Raw genomic sequence first — 11,869 nt, 5'->3', positions numbered from 1 at the left:
CAGCGTAGGGAGGAGAGAAGCAGACGGACCGCCCGCGCCAGGTTTCGGGTGCAGGGACCGCGTCCCTGCCTTGCACACTTGAGGCAAATCGCCGTAGAAGGTTTTTATGCGTATTTTGTTAACCAATGACGATGGCATCGAGGCTTATGGCCTTAAGGTCCTGCGTGATATCGCCCATGCCCTGTCCGACGATGTGTGGATTTGCGCGCCGCTGACCGAGCAGTCGGGTAAGGGGCGAGGGATCACCCTGCATGAACCGCTGCGGGCCAAGCGGATCGACCATCAGGTCTATGCGGTGAGCGGCACGCCGACCGACTGCGTGCAGATTGCGATCAATGATTTACTGCCGGAACCGCCTGATCTGGTGCTGTCGGGTGTCAATCGTGGCTTCAACCTGGCGCAGGATGTGACGTTATCGGGCACGGTCGCGGGTGCGTTACAGGGCATGTCGCTGGGGGTGCCGTCGATTGCCCTGTCGCAGTGCCTTGATTTCGATATTGATGTGGAGGCGCAGTGGTCATCCGCCGTGGCCTATGGTGCGCCGGTGATATCGAACCTGCTGGAACACGGTTGGCCCAAAGATATCGTCATCAATATCAATTTCCCGGATTGCGATGCTGAGGCGGTGACCGGCGTTGAAGTGACCAAGCAAGGCTTTCGTGACCTGCACGAAATGCACGCCGTTAAGCGCGTCGATCCGCGCGGGCGGGACTATTACTGGATGAATTTCCATAATCTGGAACATACGCTGGTTGACGGCACGGACCTTAAGGCCGTGGCCGATAACCGGATTTCGGTCACGCCGCTGCATCTTGATCTGACGCACTATGAGACCTTTCATCATTTGCGAAAAACGCTGGGTGGCGCGGCTCCAAAGAAAATCGAGGTGGCGTCATGAGCGAAGAGGATGACGTTCCCGAAACCCGCTTGCATCGGTTGTTAAACAGCCTGAAAGCCCAGGGGATTTCTGAGCCGCGTCTGCTGCACGCGATGGAATATACGCCGCGTGACCTGTTTGTGCCGGAACTGTTCCTCGACCGTTCCTGGGAAGATTCGGCCATTCCGATCGCGGCGGGGCAGACGATCTCTCAGCCCTATATTGTCGCGTTAATGACGCAATCGTTGAAGTTGGAGGCGCGTCATCGGGTGCTGGAAATCGGCACGGGGTCTGGCTATCAGACGGCGATCCTGTCGCGCCTTTGCCGTTATGTCTATACCATAGAGCGCTATCGTTCGCTGATGCTGGAGGCGGAAATCCGCCATAAACGGCTGATGCTGGAAAACATCATTTACCGCTTTGGTGATGGCTGGGATGGCTGGCCGGAACAGGCGTCGTTCGACCGGATTCTGGTGACCGCCGCACTTCCCGATGAGCCGCATCCGTTGTTGTCGCAACTGAAGATCAATGGCGTGATGGTGGCCCCGCAAGGGCGCGGATCGGTACAGCAACTGCTGCGCTATACCCGCACCAAAGATGACCACTATGAGGTTGAGGATCTGGGCGAGGTGCGGTTTGTGCCGTTGCTCGAAGGGGTCGCGAAGGACACTTAAAAGAGATCCCCCTGCCGGATGACAGGGGGATAAGTTAATCCGGAGACCAGAGTGAGTGATCTCCATGCTTTGAAGTGGTACGCCCCCATAAGAAGCCCCCTCTTCAAACTCGAAAATGTAACCCTAGGTTACATTCAATAACGGCGTTATATATTTACTAGCATCATTCGTGCCAGCAGGCCAGTTAAGTAAGTTTAATGTAGGGCGCGGCGGTAGTTATTGACGGTTTATTACCGGGAATGGCGCAAAGGTAACGATTCGTTAGCCATGATTGATAACTATGTCGCGACTTACGTGTCTTTCAGGATCGGAGAGGGCAAGATCATGCACCGTTTCAAAGCTGTCTCTAGGATTGTGATGTTGACTTCGGTCGCGGCATTGGGTTTGTCGGCCTGTGCGTCGATGCAAAATGCTGAGCCGAAATATCCGATCTATATGCAGGATCGTCCGCCCGCGATGGCGCCCCATCCAATGGGCAGTGCGCCCGTGCCTTCGCCACAAGCTGCCGCCCCAGTAGAGGCTGCCCCTGTGGCAGCCCCCAGTGGTCAGATAACGTCGGCCCCACTGGCCGCTTTGCCCACGCCCGCACCGGCCACTGCGGCGGCCCCAAAGCCTGCAACGCCTCAAACCGTGACGGCGGTAAAGCCCGTAGCGACCACGAAAACAACCTATGTCTATACTGTTCAGGCCAAGGACACGCTTTATGGTATTTCGCGCCGTTTCGGTGTGCCGTTGAAAAACCTGATGGGACACAATGGTCTGGCCGAAGGGGCGGGCCTGTCGATCGGTCAAAAGCTTAAATTACCGGATGCCGCCAAGGACGCAGGGGCTGTGGCCCATGCCACCGGCCCGGCTCCGGCCAAGGTGGTGACAACGGTTGCAGTCGCCCAACCTAAGCCCGCGACTCCGGAGACCCCAAAGCCGGAGGTTAAGGTCACAACGACCGTGGCTGTGACGGAGCCCGCCAAGCCGACGACGACGACGACCGTAACCACTCCCACGGCCCCTGTGGCTAAACCGGTGGAAAAGCCTGTGGATACGACTGTGAATAAGCCTGTGGTCGCTAAGGCCGGAACCTTCCCAACCTCATCGACCCTGGCGCAGATGGGCAAAGGGCGCTTCCTCTGGCCCGTTAAGGGACCGCTGCTGGTGCCTTATGGTCAACTTGGGCCTAATGTCCGCAATGACGGCATCAATATTGGGGCCTCCGAAGGGGCTGAGGTGCGGGCGGCGGCTGACGGTGAGGTGGTCTATGTCGGCGGCCACGTTAAGGAGCTGGGCAACACTATCTATGTCCAGCATGGCAATGGCTGGTATACCGGCTATTCTCATCTCGATAAGATGGACGTGAAAACCAATCAAAAGATCCAGAAGGGCGAGGTCATCGGCCGGGTCGGTAAGACCGGAGCCGTGGAAAAGCCGCAACTGCATTTTGAGATTCGCTATACGCCGTCGACCGAAATCGCAAAGCCGATCGATCCCAATCTGGTTCTGCCATAAGCTATCCCCCATTGACCTTTTGAAACTTGGCCTTATGTAGTCTTGAACGCTGAAATCCGCGCGGTGAGGCCGTGGCGGATTTGGCACCTTATTTTTCAGGAGACACTTGTGTTCGCCACACCTGCCTTTGCCCAAGCCGCCACCGATACTGCCGCCGCCTCTGGTGGTCTGGCCGGTGCTTTCACCAGCTTCCTGCCGCTGATCGGTATTTTTGCCCTGATGTATTTCCTCGTCCTGCGCCCGCAGCAAAAGCGCGCCAAGGAGCATCAGGCTCAGATCGCGGCCATTAAGCGCAACGACACGGTGGTCCTGTCCAACGGTATGATCGGCAAGGTGACCCGCGTCGAAGATGCTGAGGTCATGGTCGAAATCGCCACCGGCGTGAACGTGCGCGTGGTCAAGGGCTTCATCACTGAGATCCGTACCAAGGGCGAGCCGGCTCCGGCCAACGACTCCAAGGCCGCCTAATCGCCTTAATATCAAAGCCCCTGCGTATTCCGCGGGGGCTTGTTTTTTGCCTTATTAAGGGCGGGTGAACCGCCTTGAGAGCCTCCAAAAGGGCGCAAACGCTATGATGGAATTTTCCCGCTGGAAGATATGGATGGTGATTATCGCCACGGTCTTTGGCGTACTGTATTCGCTGCCGAATTTCCTGCCGCAAGACATGCGCACCACTATGGCGCGCTACTACCTGCCGTCCCAAGTGCTCAATCTGGGGCTTGACCTTCAGGGCGGGTCTTACCTGCTGCTGGAGGTTGATACTGATGCCCTGGCTCAGGAGCGGACGAATAATCTGACAGAAGATGTACGCTCGGCTTTGCGTCAAAAATCAATCAATTTCAGCGGTCTGGCGGCAACACCGCAAGGTATTTACGTCCGGATCACCGATGCCGCGCAGGTAGATGCCGCGGTGACCGAGTTGCAGCGTCTGTCGACGCCCTTGCCGCGCAATCCGTCTGTGCGCGATATCAATATCGCTAAAGGCGACAACCAGACGATCACGCTTCGTTTTACCGAAGACGGTCGTAAGGCCGAAGCCGCCTCAGCGGTTGACACGTCAATTGAAATCGTCCGGCGCCGGGTTGACAGTCTCGGTACTAAGGAGCCGACAATCCTGCGTCAGGGCGCTAACCGCATCGTGGTGCAGGCACCGGGCGAGTCCGATCCGGAGCAGCTTAAGCGCGTGATCGGTCAAACAGCCAAACTGACCTTTCAGATGGTCGATGAAACCATATCGCCTGCCGAAGTTCAGGCCGGACGGGTGCCGCCGGGCTCAGAATTATTGGTGTCTGAAAACCCGGGCGAGCCTTATCTGGTCGTCAAAAAGCGTGTGCTGGTGTCCGGTGATAACCTGACCAGTGCGTCGGTGGGCACGGATCAGTACAACCGTCCCGCCATTGACTTCCGCTTTGACGGGCAGGGCGCACGTAAGTTTGGTGATGCCACAGCTCAAAACATTGGTAAGCGTTTTGCCATCATTCTGGACGGCAAGATTGTATCCGCTCCGACCATTCAGTCCGCCATCACCGGCGGTTCGGGGCAGATTACCGGCACTTTCTCCACTCAGGAGGCTTCCGAACTGGTCAACGTCCTGAAAGGCGGGGCTCTGCCCGCACCGCTTAAGGTCGAAGAACAAAAGACCGTCGGCGCTGAACTGGGGGCCGATTCGGTCGCCAAGGGTCAGTTCTCAACCCTGATCGCGTTCATCTCGGTCGTTATCTTCATGATCCTGGCTTACGGCTTCCTGTTTGGCGGAATTTCGGTGGCGGCCCTTTTGGTCAACCTGACCCTGCTGGTTGCGGGCATGTCGGTCACTCAGGCGACTTTGACCCTGCCGGGGATCGCGGGGTTAATCCTGACCTTGGCCATGGCGGTGGACGCCAACGTGCTGATCTATGAGCGGATGCGTGATGAAGCGGCCGCCGGTCGCAGCGTCATTGGTGCGCTCGATGCCGGGTTCTCGCGCGCGATTGAAACCATTCTGGATGCGAACATTACCACCCTTGGGTCGGCATTGATCATGTTTGCGTTCGGGGCCGGGCCGGTACGCGGCTTTGCCTGGACCCTGTCGCTGGGGGTCATCACCTCGGTGTTCTCGGCGGTGTTCGTGACGCAGATCCTGCTGGTGTGGTGGTATCGATCCGCCCGCCCCAAAAAACTTCCGATTTAAGCGCCAAGGAGTACATACATGGCTTGGCCACTTATTAAACTTTTGCCCGCAAAAACGAACTTCAGGTTCGTTGCCTTCTCGAAAATCGCGGCAGTCATTTCAATCGTTGCGGTCATCGGATCTATGGCCCTGACCCTGATCCCGTTTGAAGGCCCCTGCGGCGGCCTTAATTGCGGCGTCGATTTTAAGGGCGGGACTGTCCTTGAAATGAATCTGGGTGGTAAGTCTGTCGATCTGGGCAAACTACGCGGTGCCCTGACCGGTGATGAGGGCTTGCATGACGTGCAGGTCCAAGGGGTCGGTGAAAACAACACCGCCGCCATGATAAGGTTTGAAACCCCCGAAGGTGGCAACCCTGCCCAGAAGGTTGAAGAAATCAAAACTCACCTGTCGGGTCAGTTTGAAGGGGCTCAATATACCCGTACCGAAGTGGTAGGCCCCAAAGTTTCCGGTGAATTGCTGACCGGCGGCATTGTCGCCCTGTTTATGGCGATCGGCCTGATGATGGTCTACATATGGTTCCGGTTTGAATGGCAGTTCGGTCTTGGGGCGGTGATTGGGCTGCTGCACGACGTTATTCTGACGTTCGGTCTGTTTGCCTTGTTCGATCTCGAATTTACCCTGACGGCGGTGGCGGCCATCCTCACGATCATTGGCTATTCGATGAACGATACCGTGGTTGTGTTTGACCGTTTCCGAGAAAACCTGCGGAAATATAAGAAACTGCCTCTGGGGGACGTTATCGATCTGTCGATCAATGAAACCTTGTCGCGGACGATCATCACCGGTGTGACGGCCATCATGGCCTTGCTGGGTCTGGCTATTCTGGGCGGTGAGGCTTTGTTTAGCTTCTCGGTCGCGTTGATGTTCGGGATCATTATCGGCACCTATTCGTCGATTTATGTGGCCGCACCCGTTATCCTGCTGTGGGGTGTCAATCGCAACGAAGCCGATGCTGAAATCGTCGATATGGGCGGTTTCAAAGGTAAACGCTAATCCTTTTTAGAAACCTGTGGTCAGTTGGGGGCGAATTACCCTATGCTGACCACAGGTTTCTTATTTTAACGCGCATCATGGCCGAAAACCGCTTTACACTCTTCGGGATGCGCTTAGAGGGGCAGGGCCATGCTGAAAATTCTCAATAATCTGACGGCAACCCTGATCTTCAGCTTGTTGCTGGCGATCATCATGATCGTGGGCCTTGGCATGCATAGCGCGGGCGGGTTTGACCTGATCTTCCTTATCGGGGTTTTACGCTGGCTGCATGTAATTTTCGGCATCATGTGGGTGGGGTTGCTCTACTATTTCAACTTCGTGCAGATGCGGGCCATGCCTGAAATTCCGGCTGAGATGAAACCGGCTGTGACAAAGTATATCGCCCCCGAAGCCCTGTTCTGGTTCCGCTATTCGGCTCTGTTTACCGTGATTGCCGGTTTGGGACTGGCCTGGGCACGGGGCTATATTGCTGAGGCTTTGAGCTTTGGGTTTGCGGGCGGGTTTTATCCGGCCGACCTGCCGCTGGCCTTTATCGGTATCGGCATGTGGCTGGCCCTGATCATGTTCTTTAATGTCTGGCATGTGATCTGGCCAGCGCAACGCATCGCGCTCGGCATCCGTGAGGCGACGCCGGAAGCCAAGACCGCAGCGGCCTTAAAGGCCATGCGCTTCTCCCGGATAAATGTGCTGCTGTCGCTGCCGATGTTGGCGGTCATGGCCATGTACCAGACCCTGTTTGGATAGCCTGCATACCTATGCCTGATGACGACCTGAGCGTGAAAAACGAAGACCTGCTGCTGTCTTCGGCCTTTATCGATGATGCGGTTAAGCGCGCCGATATCCGTACACTCTATGCATTTTTTGACGTTTTGCGTGAGGTGCCTGAGCGCGTCACGCAACCGCTCATGGGCGAAATTCGTCTGCGCTGGTGGTACGAGGCTGTTGAAGAAATCATGGCAGGCGCGCCCGTGCGCTATCACCCTTTGAGTGCCGCGCTGGAGGGTATGTTCGGGCGCTACACCCTCGACGGACAAATCCTGTTGGATTTAATCGAGGGGCAGATGGTTCTGCTGGATAAACAGCCCCTAAGCCACAAAGACGCTCTGACGCTTGCGGATCGCAGCGAAGTTCTGCTGGCACGGATTGCCGCACAGGTGCTTGCCCCCGATACTGATGCGACAACCCTTGCTGAACCTGCCCGCTATTATGCGTTGGCAAGGCTACATGCCGGACAGATGATCGCACCGCCAGCCCCGCAGTTTACGAGCTTGCGAGAAGAGGCTAAGGCCGCGTTCAGACGCATCCCGACATCATTGACGCCGCTCGCAGCCCATGCGGCTTTGGCGTCAGACTACGCCAAACAGACCCACACCGGTCCGCTGATGCGCCGGTTTAAGGTTTTTTGGGCGTTCCTGACGGCGCGGCTATAGGCATTTGCGGCACAGCGTATGAGGCCCGCGCGACCGGATAGGCTTTCCAACCCCCGGCAATCAGGGTCTCAAAACCAATGCATTTAGGCATGATCTTGGTCGCACCGGTACGCGGCTTGCCAAAGGGCGCCGGTTGCTTGGCCAGTGGGCGGGTTGGGTCGATAAACATCCAGTCGTCGGCCAGCCCATAACCGCGTTCACCACCGGCGCGCACGGCATTATAGGCAATACCGGCTTCGAAATCTGAAACGCCGAATTTTTTCATGGCGCGGTAGAAAATATCGTCCGCTTCCTGACGCTTACCTTTTTCACCCACCGTATAGAGCCAGTCGTGGATGATGGCGGCGCGGGCCGTCGGGCCTTGCGGATTGACCACGCCCTGACCGTACCAAGGGACTGACGCGAAGTCGGTGACATACCACTTGGGCACGACCACGACCTTACCGGTCACGACATCGCAATAGGGGAACTCATCATTGAGTACGAACAGTTTGCGCCCCTGCTTGGTCATGTTGAACAGCATGATCGGCTGAGGTGTCAGGGAACTGGGCGGCGGGGGCGGGGCCACGACCACGGGCACATATACCGTCGTGGTAATAGGCTCAGGCGTGGTTTTACACCCTGCCAGCCACAAAGCCGCTAAACCTGCCACCCCAAGACAGATACGTGAAACCTTCATCCCCAATAACCCGCCCAATCACTCGACTGAAACACAAACACTATCGCGAAGCCTTTAGCCCGCAACCTTTTTAAACGATTTATCTAACCACGAATTAAGGTCATTTAATGCCTTTAAGCTCATCAGGCGTTTTTTCGCCCGCCCACGCTCTTTCAACGGGATTTTCTGGCCATTTTCATCAACCTTTGGTGCTTCAAGTGGCGGCAGTAAGCCGTAGTTAATGTTCATGGGTTGGAATGATCCGCCCTCCAGGTGTCCACCTGTGATATGATTGATCAAGGCGCCCATGGCTGTGGTCTCTGGTGGAGTCACCATGTCTCGGCCCAAACGATCGGCGGCGGCAAACCGTCCCGCGAGTAGACCAATGGCTGAGGATTCGACATAGCCTTCGACGCCGGTGATCTGCCCGGCAAAACGCAGAGAAACACCCTCGTTATTCAAGGCCTTAAGCCGGAGTTTTCGATCCAGAATCTTAGGTGACTGTATGAAGGTGTTGCGATGTAAGCCCCCAAGGCGTGCAAACTGGGCATTCTGCAAACCGGGGATCAATCTAAACACATCGGCCTGAGCGCCATGCTTAAGTTTGGTCTGAAACCCGACCATATTATATAATGTTCCCAGAGCGTTATCCTGACGCAACTGAACAATCGCATAAGCTTTGACCAGCGGATCACGCGGGTTGGTCAGGCCGACCGGTTTCAGCGGGCCATGACGCAGGGTTTCGCGGCCACGCTCAGCCATGACTTCGATCGGCAGGCAGCCGTCAAAATAGGGGACGTGTTCCCAATCCTTGAAATCGGCCTTAGGACCGTCGAGCAGGGCATCGATAAAGGTCTCATACTCAGTCTTGGTCATCGGGCAGTTGATATAGGCCGCCGCATCGCCGCCGGGGCCTTCTTTGTCGTAGCGTGACTGGCGCCATGCTATGTCCATATCAATGCTTTCGGTGTGGACGATCGGGGCGATGGCGTCGAAAAAGCTTAGGTGGCCTTCGCCGCTTAACTCCAGAATCACGTCCGACAAGGATTGCGAAGTGAGCGGGCCGGTGGCGCAGATGATATTGTCCCACCCGGTGTTTTTCAGGCTTGTAACCTCTTCGCGCACGACCGTGATGAGCGGGTGCGTGTGGATGGCTTGTGTCACGGCTTGGGCAAAGCCTTCGCGGTCGACGGCCAAGGCTCCGCCAGCAGGCACCTGATGTTTATCGGCGCAGGCCATGATCAGGCTGTCCATCCGCCGCATTTCTTCGTGCAGCAGGCCTACGGCATTGAATTGCCAGTCATCTGAGCGGAAAGAGTTGGAACAGACTAGCTCAGCCAGATCATCGGTCTGGTGCGCGTCGGTCGTTATGGCGCGCCCGTCATTTGAAGGGGCCCCACGCATCTCATGCAGAATGACCGGCACACTTGAGTTTGCCAGTTGCCACGAAGCTTCCGAACCGGCGAGGCCGCCGCCGATAACATGTACGGGTTTGATGTCGGTCATAATATATGCACTGAATGAATGTTGATCCGCCCCTTGGTGTGGCTCTATAGCCCGTGTTTTCAGCAAATGCGACCGGCTTTGATAAATATGCTTTTCAAGCGAATATGTTTGTCACAAAAAGCCGCTTGGTTTGTAGATGCGTGCCGACACTTGCCAGACGCAGACGGTCAGGTATGAGTGGTGGCAAGGTTGTGATTGGGGCGGGCAGTAATCCATGACAGTGAAACCGGCTTTTTCGGTTATAGCGGCTTTGAAGGCGGCGTTCGGTTTTGTACCGACAGGCATAGCCAGAGCGTGGTTGTCGCTCGGCTTGTTGCTTATTGTGTTTGGCCTTTATCAGTCCGGAGCCGTGCCACAGGCGGCGCATCCGGTGTTGCTACTAGCCTCGGTCGGGTTGCAGTTTGCCGCGATCGGCGCGCTTTACCGCGTGGCCATTTTTGGAGCCTATGCGCGCGCCGAAGGTCTGGGGTTTGGTGGATTGCAGTTTGCAAAGACTGAGTGGGCGTCTGATCGGGGCGACGCTTTTGGTCGGTTTGTTCTGGCTGATGGTCTTTATTACCTTAAGCCTTGTGCTGGCTGTGATTATGAGTGCGTCGGGTCTGGGGACCGAGACCTATAACAGTCCGGCAGGGTTGTTTCAGGAGTTGAAAGGCGGGCAGGCGGCCGGGTTGGTGATCATGGCCCTGATCGTATTAATTCTGTGCGTGCTTGGGGGATTGTGCCTCAAACTCAGCCTGTACCAGCCCGCAACGGTGGCAGGGCGGCAGATGATATCGCTCAATGCTCTGAACTTATCATCGGGACAGGTGTTCAAGCTGTTACTCGGCTATGGGGTAATCTGCCTTCCTCTCGCGGTTCTGTCCTATGGTCTTCAAGGGTTTGGCGGCCACTGGTCGGCGCGATTGATTGATGCGGTCGTCGGGGTGTTGTTTGTCCTGCCGGTCACAGTCGGATTTTTATCGTCAGCCTATAAACAGATTATGGATTTGCGGGCTTCGCATTAAGGTGCGACCCGGTGTATAGAGTGCGCGTGCCCCATGTCGGGGCAGATTTAGGTGGACTGAAGTGGCGCTAACGCTTGATTTTGCATTCGAAGGCTTTCGTATTATCCGTGAGCGGCCCAAGCTGATCCTTTTCTGGGCGCCGGTCCTGTTATTATCTCAGGTGATTTCGGCGGGCATATTGATCCTGATGGCCGGGCCTGAGTTCATGGCCATTATGGACATGTATAACAAATTTGGCTTTGGAGTGGTCACAGACCATGCCGCCGAATATGCCAATCTGGCGCAAAAGGTGACGCCAGCGTTTGGCGCGGGTTTTCTGGTTTCAATGTTTTTTTCCGCCATCGTCCTGTGCGCGGTTTATCGTGCGGTTCTGGGCGTAGGCGATGACCGCTACGGCTATCTGAAATTCGGTAAGGATGAACTGCGTCAGATCGCGATTTCGTTTCTGTTGCTGGTGTTTGCCTTTGTAGTGTCGATTGTCTTTACCATTGGACTGATCATTATTGGCGGCATATTGGTGGCCCTGACTCAGGCGACCATGGGGGCGCCCGCAATCACCTTTGGTTTTGTCAGCGCGCTGGTGTCCGTCGCATTTTATTTGTGGTTGGTCATTCGTTTGTCGCTCGTGCCGGTGCAAAGCTTCGATGAGCAGCGGTTGAATTTCATCGGCAGTTTCAAACTGACCAAGGGGCATTTCTGGCAGCTTTTGGTGGGTTATGTCGTCACCATCATCATGATCATGCTGGTGCAGATTTTGTGTGAAATCATCTTTGTAGCTCTGGCTGTGCCGTTTCTGGGGCTCGATATGGGCGGCGCGGATATGCGTCAAACCTTTGATCTGTCGCGCCTTGAAAGCTTGGCTAATCCGGTTGTCGCTGGCTACATGATCATGAGTGCTTTGAGGGCTCCGTTATTGTCGGCCTTGTTGATTGGGGCGCAGGCCGCAGCCTACAAATCACTTAAACCAGCGCGAACAACCACCTGACAACATTCTAAAAAAAATGACACGGAATTGGGGTATAGACGCGACAGACTGACCCCGCCTGAGCAACAT

Annotated in this window: 13 protein-coding genes; 11 read left to right on the top strand and 2 right to left on the bottom strand. The window is 56.0% G+C overall.

Annotation, left to right across the window (positions count from 1 at the left end):
• Positions 1-106: 106 nt before the first annotated feature.
• The 8 genes from surE (at position 107) to OVA03_RS03900 (ending at position 7,647) form a co-directional block, all read left to right on the top strand.
• Entirely contained in the window at positions 107-898 is a 792-nt protein-coding gene (gene surE, locus OVA03_RS03935; protein ID WP_267526875.1) for a 5'/3'-nucleotidase SurE, read from the top strand.
• A complete protein-coding gene (locus tag OVA03_RS03930) occupies positions 895-1,551 on the top strand; it encodes a protein-L-isoaspartate(D-aspartate) O-methyltransferase (RefSeq protein WP_267526874.1) in 657 nt (218 codons plus the stop codon). Before surE ends, OVA03_RS03930 begins: the two co-directional genes overlap by 4 nt.
• A 324-nt stretch (positions 1,552-1,875) precedes the next feature.
• A complete protein-coding gene (locus tag OVA03_RS03925) occupies positions 1,876-3,051 on the top strand; it encodes a M23 family metallopeptidase (protein WP_267526873.1) in 1,176 nt (391 codons plus the stop codon).
• A 108-nt stretch (positions 3,052-3,159) separates the two neighbouring features.
• On the top strand, positions 3,160-3,519 hold the full coding sequence (yajC, locus tag OVA03_RS03920; protein WP_420710473.1) for a preprotein translocase subunit YajC: 360 nt from the start codon (positions 3,160-3,162) through the stop codon (positions 3,517-3,519).
• A 103-nt stretch (positions 3,520-3,622) separates the two neighbouring features.
• Entirely contained in the window at positions 3,623-5,221 is a 1,599-nt protein-coding gene (secD, locus tag OVA03_RS03915; RefSeq protein ID WP_267526872.1) for a protein translocase subunit SecD, read from the top strand.
• Positions 5,222-5,239: 18 nt separating this feature from the next.
• The gene (gene secF, locus OVA03_RS03910; RefSeq protein WP_267526871.1) at positions 5,240-6,217 is read left to right on the top strand and encodes a protein translocase subunit SecF; all 978 of its coding nucleotides are present in this window, start codon (positions 5,240-5,242) and stop codon (positions 6,215-6,217) included.
• 129 nt (positions 6,218-6,346) lie between these two features.
• A complete protein-coding gene (locus OVA03_RS03905; RefSeq protein WP_267526870.1) occupies positions 6,347-6,961 on the top strand; it encodes a hypothetical protein in 615 nt (204 codons plus the stop codon).
• Positions 6,962-6,972: 11 nt separating this feature from the next.
• Positions 6,973-7,647, top strand: a complete 675-nt coding sequence (locus OVA03_RS03900; RefSeq protein WP_267526869.1) for a squalene/phytoene synthase family protein — start codon at positions 6,973-6,975, stop codon at positions 7,645-7,647.
• Here OVA03_RS03900 and OVA03_RS03895 read toward each other — a convergent pair.
• Both OVA03_RS03895 and trmFO read right to left on the bottom strand, forming a co-directional pair.
• Positions 7,610-8,326, bottom strand: coding sequence for a DUF1353 domain-containing protein (locus tag OVA03_RS03895; protein ID WP_267526868.1), 717 nt, complete (start codon positions 8,324-8,326; stop codon positions 7,610-7,612). The genes OVA03_RS03900 and OVA03_RS03895 overlap by 38 nt on opposite strands.
• A 54-nt stretch (positions 8,327-8,380) precedes the next feature.
• Positions 8,381-9,811, bottom strand: coding sequence for a methylenetetrahydrofolate--tRNA-(uracil(54)-C(5))-methyltransferase (FADH(2)-oxidizing) TrmFO (gene trmFO, locus OVA03_RS03890; RefSeq protein WP_267526867.1), 1,431 nt, complete (start codon positions 9,809-9,811; stop codon positions 8,381-8,383).
• 214 nt (positions 9,812-10,025) lie between these two features.
• On the opposite strand from trmFO, the gene OVA03_RS03885 reads away from it, so the two are divergent.
• The 3 genes from OVA03_RS03885 (at position 10,026) to OVA03_RS03875 (ending at position 11,800) form a co-directional block, all read left to right on the top strand.
• Positions 10,026-10,430: a hypothetical protein gene (locus tag OVA03_RS03885; protein WP_267526866.1), complete on the top strand. Its 405-nt coding sequence runs from the start codon at positions 10,026-10,028 to the stop codon at positions 10,428-10,430.
• The gene (locus OVA03_RS03880; RefSeq protein ID WP_267526865.1) at positions 10,396-10,815 is read left to right on the top strand and encodes a hypothetical protein; all 420 of its coding nucleotides are present in this window, start codon (positions 10,396-10,398) and stop codon (positions 10,813-10,815) included. The genes OVA03_RS03885 and OVA03_RS03880 overlap by 35 nt, the downstream gene beginning before the upstream one ends.
• 61 nt (positions 10,816-10,876) lie before the next feature.
• On the top strand, positions 10,877-11,800 hold the full coding sequence (locus tag OVA03_RS03875) for a hypothetical protein (protein WP_267526864.1): 924 nt from the start codon (positions 10,877-10,879) through the stop codon (positions 11,798-11,800).
• Positions 11,801-11,869 lie beyond the last annotated feature (69 nt).

It is taken from the genome of Asticcacaulis sp. SL142, assembly GCF_026625745.1.
Lineage (GTDB): Bacteria > Pseudomonadota > Alphaproteobacteria > Caulobacterales > Caulobacteraceae > Asticcacaulis.
Note: the sequence above shows the minus strand (reverse complement) of the source record. Positions and strands in the feature narration are given on the sequence as shown.